A 15,962-nucleotide genomic window follows, 5' to 3' on the forward strand; every position below is an offset into this window, starting at 1 on the left:
AGCGGTCCTTCGGACCAGTGCAGCGCAAGGTCGGGAAGGGGTCAGGACATCGCGCTCGGCTTGCGCCTCCGCGCCACGTCCCGACCTTCGAGCAACGCTGCCGGAGCGGCTGCCCGTCACCCGACAGCGGACGATTCGATAGCGCGCCGACTGCGCTCCCCATCCTCACGCATGCGGTTCGCATGAGCGTGCGTATCGAATCAGCCCGATCGCAGCGGGTTGGGACAAGCCATACTTCTGCCAGCCAGGACAGCTGCGCCAACCCATCAACACGGCGCCATAAGCGGAGCTTGGAGAAGGGCCGCCGGTCCGCGCAGTCGAAGGCGACGCACGGCTACTCCGCCACGACATGGCCGATCGCTGCTTGCAGCGCGTCAGCCGGGCGGGCTGCGACACCACTCGCATGAGTTCCTGGCAGCACCTCGAACCGCGGATCGAACTCCACCATCAGCGAGGCGAGCTGCCCCAGTACGGCTGAATTGCCCTGCACCTGCGCACGGCCTGCCGCGATCTGTGCCTCCAGTGTCTTGGTACCAGCCATCACGGCCTCCAGATCGCTGCGGTCGATGGTCAGCGTGAGGTCCGGGCTTGGCGCCTGAAAGCCCTGGATGTTGGTGAGCGTCGCGTTCTCCAGCTCGATGATGAAGCGCTCGCCGGTGTCGGGCGTGACCAAGTTGATCGTGAAGCGCAGTCCCTCGGCCCGCTTCGGGTCCATGCGGATGCCGAGGAAGTTCAGGAACAGCTCGGTGGACATGGCGCGGATCACGTCGGGACTGCTCGAACTGACTGCAGCACCCTGCGGAATGCCGCTACGGAGTTCATAAGCACCGGCCAGGAAGCTGTTGCGCAGGCCCGGGTTCTCCTGCTGGTAGCCGAGTTGCTCGTAGACGTCGGCCAGGAGATCCTTGGCAGCCTCGTTGGCCGGCTCCGCCAGAACCAGCTTGTTCAGGATCTCGGTGGCGAGCAGATAACGGCCTTCGTCGTGCAGCGCGCGGCCGCGTGCCAGGATGGCTGCCGAACCACCCATCATCTCGACGTAGAGCGGGGCGCTGTCGGCCGGGGTGAGCGGGATCAGCGTGGCCGGGTTGCAATCCCAGAAGCCCAAAAAGCGCTGCACCACGCCGCGGCTGTTGTGCTCGGGCGAGCCGTGATAGCCGCGGCAGTACCATTTCTCCTGAAGTGACTTCGGCATCTCGTAGACGGTGTGGATCTGATTGATCGTGACGCCCTGGTTGGCATAGTGCAAAACCTGGTTGTTCATGTTCGCATACAGGTCACGCTGCGCCCGTAGAACCTCCTGGATGCGCGCGTTGCCCCACCGCGGCCAGTGATGCGAGGCGACCATGACCTCCGCTTCGATCCCGAACCTGTGTAGCGCCTCGGCGATATACTTCGACCAGCGCAGCGGGTCGCGCACGGGCGCGCCGCGCAGCGTGTATATGTTGTGGAGCGACGCGATGACGTTCTCCGCCATCCACAACGCCTTCAGCCCGGGAATCCACGTGTTCATCTGCGCCGGCGATTCGGTGTTGGGCGTGTTCTGGAAGACCATCGGCACGCCATCCACCTCGAAGGCTTCGACATCCTGTTCGACGATCCGGGTCGGCGCGATCAGGCCCGTCGCCCCCGACGACACGCCCTGGCCGAGCCCCTGACCCACGAAACCGTGCGGAGCGGGGGGCAGCAGCAATCCATACTGGAAGAACAGCCGCCGGTTCATCGCATTGCCGGCGTAGATGTTCTCCTCAACGGTATGCCGCAGGAAGTCGCGCGGCGCGATGATCGGCACTCGGCCCGATCGCACGTCGGCCTCCTCCACGATGCCGCGAATGCCGCCCCAGTGGTCGCCGTGGTTATGAGAGAAGATGACGGCTGTGATCGGCAGGTTCGCACCGCGGTGCTGCTGGAACAGGCGCCAAGCCGCGCGTGCCGTCTCAGCGGAGACGAGCACGTCGAAGACAATCCAGCCGGTGCGACCACGGACGAATGTCATCTGTGCCAAGTCGAAGCCGCGCACCTGATAGATGCCGGGAATGACCTCGTAGAGCCCGTAGTTGTTGTTCAGCCGTCCCATGCGCTGCAGCGAGGGATGGACGCTGTCGAAGCCGTCCTGCTGATCGAGGAAGCGGAACCGGTCCATGTCCCAGGCCACATGGCCTGCATCGGCCACGATGCGCATCTCGGCCATGGGGGCGATCAGCCCGCGGCGGTTCTCCTCGAAGTCGCGCGTGTCGGCGAAGGGCAGGGCACTGCGCGCAGTGTCCAGTACGGCGCGGGTGTGGCGCGACGGTGCCTTGCCCTTCGGGTGGAAATGCCCAGCAGCGGTCGCAGGCGCGGTCTGTGCCTGGGTGGGGCTTTCATCGAGTACGAAGTGCCCCGCCACGGCAAAGGCCGCCCCGGTGATCGGGATAGCATTGAGGATGTCACGCCGCGTCGCCATACCATCTACCTCTGTGCCTCTGTTGCAGGTGCAACTGCCTCGCGCAAAGCCGAGGCGGACATTTCGGCCCTGGTCGCAGCACTGGCGCCAAATCGGTGTTATGGCGCAGCTCTTCTCATTGCTTGTGTGCGCGAATTTTGACGTGCGTATTGGCGGGCTGGCAAGCCCTTGAGGCATCCGCGCGTATCGCAAAGGCAAGATACCGGGATATGGCGGCGGTCGCTGCGGCCCATCGATCCCCTGCGCGACTGACAGAGCACGCAACAGCCGGGATCTGGGTGTCCGCCTGAACGCTCAGGTCGCGATGACCAGCGACCTCGAAGCCCGGAAGATCAGTTGTTCGTTCGCATTCGGACGTCGCTGACTCGCGTCGCTTGGGACCGCTTTGGCTCACGAACATCAGTGCATGTCGATGTTCGGGGCGGCTCCATCCATCGCTACCGTGCTGAGTAGCCGTGTATTGGCTCCGCTCTGCCGTTGTCGGCTCAAGCGGCGTGCAAGACGCACTGACGCTGCAGGTCGAACCTGACGCGGCCACACAGGCTGCGCCTGTCGAACTTGAGGAGCCCGATCTGCCCATCGACAGGACCGTTGCTCCAAGGCTTGGCGGTGGCGGCGCTCGCGGCAGCTTTCCTAACTCACGAGAAGCCGGTGAGCTCGCGATCGGGACGCGTTCCCGCAGCCTGATGTCCGATTCGGCCCTTATGACAGCTGTCAGGCAGCGGGATGCTGACTTCAGAGCCCACCAGAGCAGATTTCGCTCAAACCGATCGTCGGGCGTCGCAATCCTGCGGCAGTTTCCACCTCACTTGATCCCGAATTTGCACCATGCAACGGTGACGGACAAAGAGCAGGGTGGCGACGAGCGTGGTGCGTGTCCGGCCTGGGACGAAGGGGAGGGACACCGGCGGCATGCTGCCAAGAGGATGGTCCGACACATGTCCCAAGCGCCGATCGGGTCGCCCCACGAGGAGGTTCTCAGCTTGGACGCCGCGACGCACGGCGAGAAAATCCTCGATGTCGCCGGCGTCGCCAAGCAGAAGCTGATCGAGGCGATTGAGAGCAGTTCGGAAGGCTTCGCGCTGTTCGATTCCGACGACCGTCTCGTCCTCTGCAACGATCACTTCCGGGACTTCCATCCAGGTCTGGCGGAGGTGATCGTTCCGGGCGCGTCCTTCCAGGCGATCGCCCGTGCCACCGCCGAATCCTGCATCGTTCGCGCGGACGGTGCGACCGCCGAGGCGTGGCTCGCGGAGCGGATGGCTCATTATCGGGAGCCTCGCGGGCCGATCCTGCACCAACGTGTCGACGGACGGTGGGTGCAGGTCAACGAGCGCAAGACCAACGACGGTGGCGTCGTCGCCGTCTACACGGACGTGACCGAGATCAAGCGCGCCGAGCAGGTCGTGCTCACGACGCAGGGTCGGCTGACCTACCTCCTGACCGCATCCCCTTCGATGATTTGCAGCTTCGAGGTGGGTGGTCGGAACGCGCCGACCTTCATCAGTGAGAACGTGCGCGACCTTCTCGGTTACGAGCCGAGCGACTATCTGGCCGGGCCGGAATTCTGGCTGGACCGTCTCCATCCCGCCGACCGGGACCGGGTCCTGTCCGAATTCCCGCGCCTGCTCCAGCAAGGGCACAACGTCATCGAGTACCGGTTCCTGCACGCGGACGGCACCTACAGATGGGTGAGAGACGAGCAACGCCTCCTGCGTGATCCGCAAGGAGCGCCGGTCGAGGTCGTCGAGTCCTGGAGCGACATCACCGAGCAGAAGGAGGCTGAACTCGCACTGCAGAAGCAGACTGCCTTCGTCGAGTTGCTGCATGCCGCCGCAACGGCGGCCAATGAGGCGTCCACGGTGGAGGATGCCGTGCGCTTCTGCCTGGAGCGCGTCTCGCAGCATGCTGGCTGGCCGATCGGACATGCCCATGTCGTGGCCGACGACGGAAGCCGCACGCTCGTCCCGACCGGCATCTGGCACTGCGACGCGCCGGAGCAATTCGCACGGTTTCGCGCCGCGACGGCCGGGACGCGGATCGGGGCCGGCACGGGAGCTGCTGGCCGGGTGCTGCTCTCGGGAGCACCGGAATGGATCCTCGGCGACCCCTCCGCTCACGACGATCCCCGCGCCGCCGCCGCCGCAGCGGATGGGATCCGGGCCGGCTTCGGGTTTCCCGTAACGGTGGGGCGAGAGGTCGTGGCGGTCTTCGAGTTCTTCTCCCGCGACGCGACCCCGCCGGATCCGTCCCTGCTCAGCGTGATGACCAATGTCGGTGCGCAACTCGGGCGTGTCATCGAGCGAAAGCGCGCCGAGGAGACGCTGCGCCAAGCCAAGGAAGCGGCCGAGGACGCGAGCCGTGCCAAGAGCAGCTTCCTCGCCAACATGAGTCACGAGCTGCGCACCCCGCTCAACGCCATCATCGGCTTCACTCGGCTGGTGATGCGCCGGGCCAAGGATGCTCTGCCCGCGAAGCAGTTCGAGAACCTCGAGAAGATCCTGGCGAGTTCCGAGCACCTGCTCTCGCTCATCAACAGCATCCTCGATCTCGCCAAGGTCGAGGCAGGACGCATGGAGGTGAAGGCGTCCGAGTTCACCCTCGAGCCGGTGCTCGACCTCTGCCTCAGAACGGTCGAGCCCCTGATCAAGAGCGAGGGCGTGCATCTCGTCCGGGACATCGAGGATACGCCCGCGACGCTGCGCACGGACGAGGAGAAGCTCCGGCAGATCCTGATCAATCTCCTGAGCAACGCGATCAAGTTCACGGAGGCCGGATCGGTCACGCTCCACGTCCGCTCGGCCGGCGAGCACATCACGTTCGCCGTGACGGACACGGGCATCGGCATCCCCGCGGAGGCGCTGAGCGCGATCTTCGAGGAGTTCCACCAAGTCGACAACAGCGCGACCCGGTCCCATAGCGGGACCGGGCTCGGCCTCGCGATCAGTCACCGGCTGGCCCGGCTTCTCGGCGGCCACATCGACGTCGAGAGCCAGCAAGGAAAGGGCTCGACCTTCACGCTCAGCATCCCGCCGTGGATCGCCGGCGCGCCCGAGATGGGGCTGAGCCCGCCGAAGCCGGCACCCTCGGCGTCGCCGGCGCCCCGGTCGGGACCCAAGCTCGTGCTCGCCATCGATGACGATCCGAACGTGGTCTACCTGCTGCAGGAAAACCTCGCCGATGCGGGCTACACCGTCGTCGGCGCGTCGAGCGGCCAGGACGGGCTGCGGATGGCGCGGGAGCTGCAGCCGCGGGCGATCACGCTGGACATCATGATGCCCGGCACGGACGGCTGGCAGGTGCTGCACGCGCTCAAGACCGATCCACAGACCCGCGACATCCCCGTCGTCCTGATCTCGATCGTCGATCAGAAGGAACTCGGCTTCCGGCTCGGGGCCACCGACTACATCGTGAAGCCCTTCGAACGGGAAGCCCTGATCGGCGCGCTGGCGCGCATCGCTCCCAACAACGAGCGCGTCCTGGTGATCGACGACGACCCCAACGTGCCCGACCTCGTCCGCCAGCTGCTGAACTCCGAGCATTGCACGGTCGATTGGGCGGCGGACGGCGCCGCCGGCTTGGCGCGCATCGCGCAGGCCCGCCCGAGCGTGATCCTCCTCGACCTCCTCATGCCCCGGATGGATGGACTCTCCTTCCTCGACGCGCTCCAGGCCGATCCGGTCGCGCGGACCATTCCGGTCGTCGTGCTGACGGCCGCGTCCCTGGATTCGGCGGAGCGCGGCATGCTGCGGGAGCGGGTGCTCGGCTTGGTCGACAAGCAGGGGCTCGACCGTGCCGCCCTCGTCCGCGAGATTCAGCGCGTGCTGCCGCTCTCGGAGACCGATGCGGTCGAAAGCGGCCGATGACCTGTCCAGAGCTCCACGCGGCAGCCCGCATCCTTCTGGAATGTCACATGAAGCGTATTCTCATCGTCGAGGACGTCGCGCTCAATCGCGATCTGCTGACGCAGCTCCTTGAGGACGATTACGATCTCCTCATCGCCGTCGATGGCGCCGCGGGCGTCGAGATGGCGGTGGCCCACCGGCCCGATCTCGTCCTCATGGACCTGTCGCTGCCCCTCCTCGACGGCTGGGAAGCGACACGGTGCATCAAGGCGAACGCCACCACCGCAGGCATCCCCGTCGTTGCGATCACCGCCAACGCGATGAGCGGTGACGAGGAGCGGGCGAAGGCGGCAGGCTGCGACGACTTCATGACGAAGCCCATCGACGAGGACCTGCTGTTCGCCAAGCTGCGCCGATGGCTGGATTGAGCGCGGTCGGGCACGGCTCCGGCCCGGAGAGAGGGAGACCCGTGGAGCCGGCGCGCATCCTCATCGTCGACGATGAACCGTTCAATCTCGACCTGCTTGAGCAGGAGCTGGAGCTGCTCGGCCATACGAGCGTGCGCGCCGCGAACGGCCGCGCCGCCCTCGACCGGCTGAACGAGGACCCATTCGACTTGGTCCTGCTCGACGTGATGATGCCGGCCCTCGACGGCTACGCCGTGCTCGAACGCATGAAGGCGCACGAGGCTTGGCGCCACACGCCGGTCGTGATGATCTCCGCGCTCGTCGAGATCGGCAGCATCGTCCGGTGCATCGAACTCGGGGCCGAGGACTACCTGCCCAAGCCGTTCGAGCCGGTGCTCCTCGAGGCGCGCATCCGATCCTGCCTCGAGAGAAAGCGCTTCCGCGACCGGGAAATGGCGCATCTTCGGACCATCGAGCGCGAACGCAGGCGCGCCGACGAACTCCTCCACGCCATCCTTCCGGTCCCGGCGGTGGCGGAGCTGATGGAGACCGGTCAGGTCAAGCCGCGCCTGTTCGACGACGTGGCGGTTCTCTTCATCGATCTCGTCGGTTTCACGGCTTGGTGCCATCGGCAGACCCCGGATGTGGTCGTCGCGGAGATCCAGCGCCTGGCGGAGGCGTTCGAGATCGTGGCGCACGAGCACGGCCTGGAGAACATCAAGACGATCGGCGACGCCTTCATGGCCACCGCCAACCTGCTGCGTCCCCACGCGGATCCGGTCGAGGCGGCCATCCGATGCGCCAGCCAGATGGTGGCGATCGCGGCTGACGGCGCGCCGGGCTGGCAGATCCGGGCCGGCATCCACATCGGATCGGTGGTCGGCGGCATCGTGGGCCGGACGAAATTCACCTTCGATCTGTGGGGGGACACGGTGAACGTCGCCGCGCGCCTCTCGGGCCTCGGGGACGGATGCTCTCTTCACCTGTCCCGTGAGGCATTCGCGCGCTTGGCCAATCAGCGGGCCGTCAGACCGATCGGCAAGGTGCTGCTCAAAGGGAAAGGTGAGATCGAGGTGTATTGCCACGCGCTCGCCCCATCAATTCCGGGGATCTAGGCCAGCGGCATAAATCTAATTGCGTCGGCGCTTGCCATAGCCGGAAGCGAATATCGAGTATTACCCGCATAAGACTTAAAATCGGCCCGGAAACGGCGTGCCCGCTTCACTCTCCCGCCTTCTCTGAAGTAGCCTACCGTCGGTCCCTCAGGGCCACCGGATCGGTCCAAGCGCAAGCAACTCCTCCCTGAGACCGCCTCAGGTTAGGGATGCCCCTTCGGCTTGTTCGGCTATGCACCGGAAGCTGCCCTTCGGCTCGCGGAGCCTGAACCGCCGCTTTCGACCCTCAGCCGCCGCTCAAGCAAGAAGGCTCCGCTGCCGGTTGGACGAGGTCGCCTCCGTCGTCGCAGGGTCGATTGCGCCCTATGTGCCGGCCTCCGAGAGGAGGACGCACCCATGCCCGACGAGAAGCCCAGGAACGCGGACGACCAGGAGAACCGGCGCGGCGGCGAGGCGCCCGAGCCTCAGACCGGTGACCGCATCGTCGACGGCCGCCTCGACCCCGACGCGCAGTCGCCAGATGACGAACGCGCCAAGCCCTTCGACCCGAAGGAGAACGACCCGGCTTGATCCGCGGGGACACAGGGTGAACTCCGCCGGCCCGAGCGCGTGGCGGGGCGCACCATCTCCACGCGACGAGGCGCCGATCCACGACGCCGCTCCCAGACTGGATGATGCCGAGGGTCCAAGCTCAAACCCGCGCGCTCAGGCCTGCATGGGGCTGCGACCGACCCTCGGCACCTGTGCCCTCGCGCCGGGCGGGTCAGATCTCTGCTCGCCCACGCCTCCGCTGCGGCGCCGCCCGCCTCACCGCATCCACGACCGCCTGTCAGGAGAGGAGTAACCTCAGCCGGCGTCGTTGGCCGGGCCAGCCTGAGGATGGCTTTAGAGCGAGAGCTCGTGCGTGCCGAGAGCGGCCGGCGCCTTGGCGTGGGTGTTCGGCGGAGTGGTCGGCATCGTTGCCCAGAACACGGCCGCCGCCAAGACAAACGTCGTCAGCACGATGCGCACGCGACGACCGACCGGAGTCGTGCGGCGAGGAGCCTGCCAAGCAAACCGGTGCGGGGTCGGGGCATATTCAGCGTAACAATGCGAGTAATGCGCTGTTCCGTCGGCATGCCGATGGAGGATGGGCGTTTTCATGGGAATGTCCCCTGTTTTGATCCCGCGAACGAGCGGGACAGACCCAGGACGAACTGCTGGGCAAAACCGAAGGAACGCCTTCACTACGCACCATATACGCAGGGTTGTGCAATGCCGATGTGCGGGTCCGCACCTCCGGTGGCCGCCATCGCCGCGCCCGCGCATCTCGCCACAAGGGGCTGCTTTCAAGCCTGTGCGGACCTTCCTGCGAGCGGTGACCCTTGGCATCATGCCTCGATGACCCCGAGCTTCCTGATCCGCCCGGTGTGCGAGGATGATCTACCGCTGCTCACGTCCTGGCGTTAGCAAGCCCACGTGCGCCGCTGGTGGGGGCCACCCGACGTCGAGCCCGAAGCGGAGACGCTGCGCGAGACCCGGGTAGCGATGTGGATCGCCGCGATCGGTGCGCGTCCGCTGGCCTTCATCCAAGATTACGCCGTCGCCGACTGGATGCCCCACCACTTCAGCTACCTGCCACCGGGGTCGCGCGGCATGGACCTCTACATCGGCGAGCGAGAGGAGATCGGCCGAGGGCACGGTGCGCGGATCGTGCGGCAGCACGTCGAACATCTCTTCGATCTCGGTGCGCCCGCGATCGGCATCGACCCGCATCCCGACAATGAACCTGCACTGCGCGCGTTCGCACGCGCGGACTTCGTGACAGGCTCCGGGCCGATCGATACGAGGTGGGGCCGGGCCATGCTCATGCATCGCTTCGCGTAAGGAATTGCTTCCGACACACGGCAGCATGTTTCAGAACTACTTGAATTGCTGGGGCACGTACCTGATAGACATTCGATCACCGCCCTGCCGTTCTCCCGTCTTACGGCGGAGCGGCCGGCTCGCGTTTCACAAGGCCTGGCCCCATCGTGGGCATTCGGGCGTTCGTCGGGGCAAATCTTTACGCTCCCGTTCGATACTGTGCTGTGAGTTCGGCCTGTCGCATCACCGTTCGGAGGGCTCGTGACGACTTCTTTTCAGCATGGGACTGTCCACGAGGCAGCCGAAGACATTCAGGCAGCCATACAACGCGATCTTAAAATCCTCGCGCTTTGGCAGAGCCTGACGCCGCTCGGCCGAAACGAGTTCATCTGCTGGGTCGAGGATGCGAAACAGCCCGCGACGCGCCAAAGGCGTATCGCGCGAACCTGTGACGAGCTTCTGGAGGGCAAGAAGCGGCCATGCTGCTGGGCGGGTTGCATCCACCGCACCGACAAGGCTCCCAGCCGCTGGCAACAGGCGGTGCTGATCGATCGGCGAGGAAAGGAGGACTCATAAGCCGGTCGACCCGCGAATGTCGACTTCACGTCGTTGCCGCGAGAGGGGCGCCGGTCCGCTTCGCGTCAGGGCATCGCGCTCCGCTTGTTCGTCTGTGCCACGTCCAGGCTCCCGTTGGCTTCCGACCGAATGGCCGGTCCTCACCCACGAGCGGACCCTCTCGAAGGCGCAGGGGCTCCCCTCACCAGACCCATCCTGTGCCGGGGCTCGCGCACATGCGTCGAGAGCGGCTGCATCCGGAAAGCCCGCTCTGTTGCCGGCAGAGCAGAGCGCCCGGCGTCAGAACTTCGAGACGAGCGGCTTGGCATCGGCCACCTGCTTCGGCGGTGCGACCCAGAGTGGCGCCGAGATCGTCAGGTAGGCGGCCGTCCCGGAGAAGCGGTTCTTGACATCCAACTCGCGGAAGAACCGGACGTTGGTGGAGACCGGGATCTCACCCAGCTTGAACGTGTAGCCGATCTGGCCGCCAAGGGACGTCACCCGTCCCTTGAACGGACCGATCCGGTTGCCGGAGCCGCTGTCGCCGGTGAGCTGGTTGTAGTAGTAGCCGACGAGGCCGACCGACAATTCCTTGCTCAGATACTTCGAGGCCGACCATTCCAGGTGGAACTCGGTGCCGGTGAGGTACTGGGTCGCTTGGTTGATCCAGTTGAAGGTCACGCCCGGCACGACCGACAGCTCATAGCCGAGAACGGGGTCGAGGTAGGTGAGCGCGCCGCTGAGATCGATCGCCGGGCGATTGAGCGAGATGTTGGACAGCTGACCGGACTCGTAGGAGCCGGACGGCACGACGCCGAGGAGCGTGCCGGTCCAGTGGAAGTTGCCGGAGTGCCAGCCTACGAACGAGGCGAGATAGATGTCGCCGACATTGACGATGGCGTCTCGCTCGCGCCCGGCGATGATGCGATCGATGCGGGGGGAGGACAGGACCGCGCCGGCGCTGACGTTGGGCGTACCGAACGGGATGGTCAGGGAGAAGCCGAGGTTTCCGCCCAGGATCTCGACCGGCGTGACCCAGACCGGTGTCACGAAGTTCGCGCTCATGTCGAGCTTGACGTTCGCGGCGACGACGCCGCCGCTCTGGAAGGCGCGACCGCCGCTGAGATTGCCCGAGTAATAGTAGGTCTCGCTCTCGAAGTAGAAGCCGGGCGGCGGCGTCACGCCGGCGAGGGGACCGCGATTGCCCAGCACGTACACGCCCTGGGCCGACTCGGCGGCCCGAGCGCCCGTCGTGGCAAGGAGCCCTGCCACGCAGGAAACCACGAAGCCAAGCGTCCGCCCGGTTCCCGACATGGCCGTGCCTCCGAAATCTCCGCTGTGGCTACAGACTTCCATAAAGCGAGTTGAGGCGCAACGGCCAAGCTGATTGTGCTGAACGCTTTCTGCTTAACTTTTATCAAACTTCTTCGCTGAGCCGGTCGCCGCCGCCTTTATTAGCCTGCGGATCGCCGCGAATAATTCGATTCAGGTGTCACCTCGGATCAAGCATGGTCTGGCGGCGCCGATACCTTGCCGCTCGCCGAGTCGCAGGATCGTCGAGCGAGATCGATCCCAAGGCTGTGGACCGGTGTGACGGGTTCGTCCTGATCATCGTCGGGCTTTTTCGCCGACCCGTGTCCGTTCCCGGCGCCGGAGGCCGATGCCGTGGTCCCGCATCTGAACACCGCGGCAGGATCTCGGTCCGGCGGAACAAGGCCGGCGACACCGGCCCCCCGGTCTCGGCCCATCGACACATCCATGAGCCACGTGGGCTTCCCGACCACCATCAGGGAGAGGACGCAGCCATGAGTGACGACACGCACGAGGCGAACCAGGCAGGCGCCGGCGAGGGACACGCTCTCAGCCGCCGCAACATCCTGCTCACCGGGACGACGGCCCTCGCGGCCGCCGCGATGGTATCGGCCGCCCCGACCACGTCCGCACAGGCCCAGTCACCATCCCAGCAGCCGGCGGCCGGGGAGAAGCCGAACATCCTCGTCATCATGGGCGACGACATCGGCATCTGGAACATCGGCGCCTATCACCGCGGCATGATGGCCGGGCGGACTCCCCATCTCGACCGGATCGCCGCCGAGGGCATGCTGTTCACCGACTACTACGCGGAGGCGAGTTGCACGGCGGGACGCGCGGCCTTCATCACCGGCGAGTTGCCGATCCGCACCGGCATGACCACCGTCGGCCAAGCCGGTGCCCCGATCGGCATTCCGGCGGAGGCGGTGACCATCGCCACCGCGCTGAAGGGCATGGGCTACGCCACGGGCCAGTTCGGCAAGAACCACCTGGGCGACAAGAACGAGTTCCTGCCGACGGTGCACGGCTTCGACGAGTTCTTCGGCTACCTCTACCACCTCGACGCGATGGAGGACCCGGCCCATCCCGCCTATCCGCAGGAACTGCTCAACAGGGTCGGCCCGCGCAACATGGTCCATTCCTGGGCGACCGGCGTCGACGATCCCACCGAAGACCCGCGCTGGGGCCGGGTCGGCAAGCAGCGGATCGAGGATGCCGGCACGCTCTACCCGAAGCGGATGGAGACCGTGGACGAGGAGATCCGCGATCTGGCGCTCCGGTTCATCGACAAGGCCAAGGCCGACGGCAAGCCGTTCTTCGTCTGGCTCAACCCGACCCGCATGCACGTCACCACGCACCTGTCGCCGAAGTACCAGGGCATGCGCAACGCACAGAATGGCTGGAGCATCCAGGAAGCCGGCATGGCGCAGCTCGACGATGTCGTCGGCGCGGTGATGAAGAAGCTGACGGACTTGGGCATCGACAACAACACCATCGTGGTCTTCACCACGGATAACGGCACGGAGGTCTTCACCTGGCCGGACGGCGGTCAGACACCCTTCGCGCAGTCCAAGGGCACGGTCATGGAGGGCGGCTTCCGCGCGCCGGCGATGATCCGCTGGCCCGGCAGGGTGCCGGCCGGCAAGGTCGAGAACGGCGTCATCTCCGGCCTCGACTGGTTCGCGACGCTCGTGGCGGCCGCGGGCAACCCGAACATCGCCGAGGAGCTGAAGAAGGGCAAGCAGATCGGCGATCGGACCTACAAGGTGCATTTGGACGGCTACAACCAGCTCGACATGCTCACCGGCAAGGGTCCGTCGAAGCGCAACGAAGTCTGGTACTTCGGCGAGAGCGAACTGGGTGCCGTTCGGATCGGCGACTACAAGTACCGCTTCATCGATCAGCCCCAAGGATGGCTGGGCGACAAGACGAAGCCCGACGTGCCCTACATCACCAACCTGCGGCTCGACCCCTTCGAGCGGACCGGCTGGCCCGACAACGGGACCAAGACCGGAGCGCAGAACTACATGAGCTGGTTCCTGTACGAGTTCTGGCGCTTCGTCTTCGTCCAGCAGGAGGTGGAGAAGCTCGCCATGACCGCCATCGAGTTCCCCCCGATGCAGAAGGGCGGGAGCTTCAACCTCGATGCGGTCAAGGCGAAGATCCAGGCCGCCAGAGCTGCGATAGGGAAGTGACCGTCCCTCCGGGCCTTAGGCCTGGTCGCAGCGGGCCACACAGGCCCATCTGTCTGGGTGGGCCTGCTGCCCACGTGCAGAGGGACGAGGCTCCCGTTCGATGGAGACCCGGGGGCCAACGGAGATCCGATGGTGCACGGGCTCACGGCGTGCCGACCGGGGCGGCCGCACGGTCGCCGGGAGGCCGACGAGGTGCGGCCGTTCGGCGGGGAATCCGAATGATGCTCTTAAGACGCCGGTAGGCTCGGCCGCATAGGCTGCAGGCTGTCTTCTCTCACCCGCCTGCTCTCATGGACGTGCCCAGCACTGCCCGCGTGACTGCGATCGTGACACGGGTCAGCCTTCGGGCGGGCACGGAGGCAGAGTTCGCCCGTTGGCAGGCCGCATTGACCCGGGTGGCCGGCGAAGCCCGGGGGTTCGTCAGCATCGAGGTCGTCCCGGTTGTCCCGGAGGCGCCGGACTGGCACGTCGTCCAGCGCTTTCGCACGGCAGCCGAGCTCGACGCCTGGCGCAGCAGTGCGGACCGGGCGACGTGCTTCGCAACGCTCCGGCCGCTGCTCCACCCCGAGCAACCCGCCGCGCCGGACGAGGCCGCGCCCGACTTCCACGCGCTGGCCTGCGTGACCGAGGTGATCACGACCCGGGTCGAGCCCGGCCGGGAGCAGGCCTTCCGCGCCTGGGTCGAGGCGGTGCAGGCCGTGCAGGCCCGCTTCCCAGGCTACGCGGGCACGCTCGTCCAGGCGCCCCTGCCGCCGCAGATCCCGTACTGGACCGCGCTGGTGCGCTTCGCCACGCCGGGCCAGCTCGACGCCTGGCTCGGCTCCTCCGAGCGGCAGGCGCTGCTCCGGCAGGCCGACCCGGCGGTCGCGACCTGGACCAGCCGGCGGCTCGACGGGCCGTTCGCAGGCTGGTTCCCGGAGGAGACCGGCACCGCGCCGCCGGCCTGGAAGCAGACCGCTCTGGTGCTGCTGGTGCTGTTTCCGGTGGTGATGCTGGAGATCCGCTTCCTCAGCCCACTCACCGCCGGGCTGCCGCTTGCGGTGGCGACGTTTGTCGGTAACGCGATCAGCGTGGCGTTGGTGTCCTGGCCGCTGATGCGGATCGCGGTCTCCGGCCTCGGCTGGTGGCTGCGCCCAACACCAGGCCGCCGCTGGCAGATGGAGATCCTCGGGGCCTGCGTCCTGCTGGGTCTCTACGCGGTCGAACTCGCCACCTTCACCCTGCTGCTTTGAGACGAAAGGATCCCACGATGACGGAAGACGACAAGAAGTTCATGGCGCGTGCCATCGAGCTGTCGGAGAAGACCTCGCTCGTCGAGAGCGCCGGCGGGGTCTTTGGCAGCGTGATCGTCCAGGACGGCAAGATCCTGGCGGAGGGCGCCAACCGGGTGGTCGCCGAGAACGACCCGACGTGGCACGGAGAAATCGAAGCGATCCGCAAGGCCTGCAAGGCCCAGGGGAGCTTCAAGCTGCGCGACGCCACACTCTATACCAGTGCCGAGCCCTGCCCGATGTGCATGGCGGCGGCCTACTGGGCCGGCATCAAAGCCATCTACTACGCCTCCACCAACGAGGACGCGCTTCGTTACGGCGACTTCGACGACAGCATGATCTATGGCGAGCTGAAGAAGCCGGTGAACGAGCGCTCGATTCCGACCCGCCAGATCATGCGGGCCGAAGCGGTGGAGGTCTGGAAGAAGTACCACGAGAAGGCCGATAGAGTGCCGTACTAGAGCACTCTCCGACGAAGCGGTCAGCGGTTCGTCGCAGAAAATGCGACACCATCAAAAGCTTGGAGCAGGATCCGATTGCAACGCGATCGGATCCTGCTCTAGAGCGCTTGTCGGCGAGTTGGGCACCACTTCGCGGTGAACGATGCGGCGAGGCGGCGCTGGTCTGCTCAGAAGCAAGCCGGCCAAGACAATCAATCTATCAGCATTACATCGGCGCATGAAGCCATGCCCATATCACATCATATGATCTTCATCAAATAACATCTGAGCATTGATAACTCATTTCACGAGCGTATCATTATGGAAAAATTTTAGGTTGATGGGATAGAGAGTCGATCAGCACCGGAAGCGGGTGACGGCAGCGAGCGCGTGGATCTTGGTGGTCTGACCTTTGCCTGAGGGACCGATCAGGACATGGATGATGCCGGAGATGACCTGCCGGTCGTCGTTGCGCTCGGGCCCGGCTGATGGATCGGCATGAACGGTTCCATCACCGCCCACTGCTCGTCTGATAGTC

12 protein-coding genes and 1 pseudogene are annotated in these 15,962 nt (G+C 65.9%); 9 read left to right on the top strand and 4 right to left on the bottom strand.

Annotated features, from left to right (window positions below):
- Nucleotides 1-334: 334 nt before the first annotated feature.
- Nucleotides 335-2,440 (bottom strand): alkyl/aryl-sulfatase, encoded by a 2,106-nt coding sequence (locus ACKUB9_RS19910; protein ID WP_407525932.1) that lies wholly within the window; start codon nucleotides 2,438-2,440, stop codon nucleotides 335-337.
- A gap of 494 nt (nucleotides 2,441-2,934) precedes the next feature.
- Here ACKUB9_RS19910 and ACKUB9_RS19915 point away from each other — a divergent pair, with 494 nt between their 5' ends.
- The 4 genes from ACKUB9_RS19915 (at nucleotide 2,935) to ACKUB9_RS19930 (ending at nucleotide 8,377) form a co-directional block, all read left to right on the top strand.
- Nucleotides 2,935-6,306: a response regulator gene (locus ACKUB9_RS19915; protein ID WP_407525935.1), complete on the top strand. Its 3,372-nt coding sequence runs from the start codon at nucleotides 2,935-2,937 to the stop codon at nucleotides 6,304-6,306.
- A 47-nt stretch (nucleotides 6,307-6,353) separates the two neighbouring features.
- A complete protein-coding gene (locus tag ACKUB9_RS19920; protein ID WP_407526008.1) occupies nucleotides 6,354-6,713 on the top strand; it encodes a response regulator in 360 nt (119 codons plus the stop codon).
- A gap of 41 nt (nucleotides 6,714-6,754) precedes the next feature.
- On the top strand, nucleotides 6,755-7,807 hold the full coding sequence (locus ACKUB9_RS19925) for an adenylate/guanylate cyclase domain-containing protein (protein ID WP_407525938.1): 1,053 nt from the start codon (nucleotides 6,755-6,757) through the stop codon (nucleotides 7,805-7,807).
- Nucleotides 7,808-8,203: 396 nt separating this feature from the next.
- A complete protein-coding gene (locus ACKUB9_RS19930) occupies nucleotides 8,204-8,377 on the top strand; it encodes a hypothetical protein (protein ID WP_407525941.1) in 174 nt (57 codons plus the stop codon).
- 315 nt (nucleotides 8,378-8,692) lie between these two features.
- Here ACKUB9_RS19930 and ACKUB9_RS19935 read toward each other — a convergent pair whose 3' ends face one another.
- Entirely contained in the window at nucleotides 8,693-8,950 is a 258-nt protein-coding gene (locus ACKUB9_RS19935; RefSeq protein ID WP_407525944.1) for a hypothetical protein, read from the bottom strand.
- A gap of 315 nt (nucleotides 8,951-9,265) precedes the next feature.
- Between ACKUB9_RS19935 and ACKUB9_RS19940 the strand changes: the two genes are divergently transcribed.
- Nucleotides 9,266-9,673, top strand: a complete 408-nt coding sequence (locus ACKUB9_RS19940) for a GNAT family N-acetyltransferase (protein ID WP_407525947.1) — start codon at nucleotides 9,266-9,268, stop codon at nucleotides 9,671-9,673.
- 240 nt (nucleotides 9,674-9,913) lie between these two features.
- A complete protein-coding gene (locus ACKUB9_RS19945; protein WP_407525950.1) occupies nucleotides 9,914-10,228 on the top strand; it encodes a YdeI/OmpD-associated family protein in 315 nt (104 codons plus the stop codon).
- A 279-nt stretch (nucleotides 10,229-10,507) separates the two neighbouring features.
- Here ACKUB9_RS19945 and ACKUB9_RS19950 read toward each other — a convergent pair whose 3' ends face one another.
- Entirely contained in the window at nucleotides 10,508-11,521 is a 1,014-nt protein-coding gene (locus ACKUB9_RS19950) for a SphA family protein (protein ID WP_407525953.1), read from the bottom strand.
- A 491-nt stretch (nucleotides 11,522-12,012) separates the two neighbouring features.
- On the opposite strand from ACKUB9_RS19950, the gene ACKUB9_RS19955 reads away from it, so the two are divergent.
- The 3 genes from ACKUB9_RS19955 (at nucleotide 12,013) to ACKUB9_RS19965 (ending at nucleotide 15,445) form a co-directional block, all read left to right on the top strand.
- Complete coding sequence (locus ACKUB9_RS19955) at nucleotides 12,013-13,713, top strand: arylsulfatase (protein ID WP_407525955.1); 1,701 nt, start codon at nucleotides 12,013-12,015, stop codon at nucleotides 13,711-13,713.
- A 290-nt stretch (nucleotides 13,714-14,003) separates the two neighbouring features.
- A complete protein-coding gene (locus ACKUB9_RS19960) occupies nucleotides 14,004-14,945 on the top strand; it encodes an antibiotic biosynthesis monooxygenase (protein WP_407525958.1) in 942 nt (313 codons plus the stop codon).
- Between the two features lie 17 nt (nucleotides 14,946-14,962).
- A complete protein-coding gene (locus ACKUB9_RS19965; RefSeq protein WP_407525961.1) occupies nucleotides 14,963-15,445 on the top strand; it encodes a nucleoside deaminase in 483 nt (160 codons plus the stop codon).
- 408 nt (nucleotides 15,446-15,853) lie between these two features.
- On the opposite strand, the pseudogene ACKUB9_RS19970 reads toward ACKUB9_RS19965, so the two are convergent.
- A pseudogene (locus ACKUB9_RS19970) lies at nucleotides 15,854-15,936 on the bottom strand (IS5/IS1182 family transposase); the annotation flags it as partial.
- Between the last annotated feature and the right edge of the window lie 26 nt (nucleotides 15,937-15,962).

The organism is Methylobacterium oryzisoli, assembly GCF_046557895.1.
Lineage (GTDB): Bacteria > Pseudomonadota > Alphaproteobacteria > Rhizobiales > Beijerinckiaceae > Methylobacterium > Methylobacterium oryzisoli.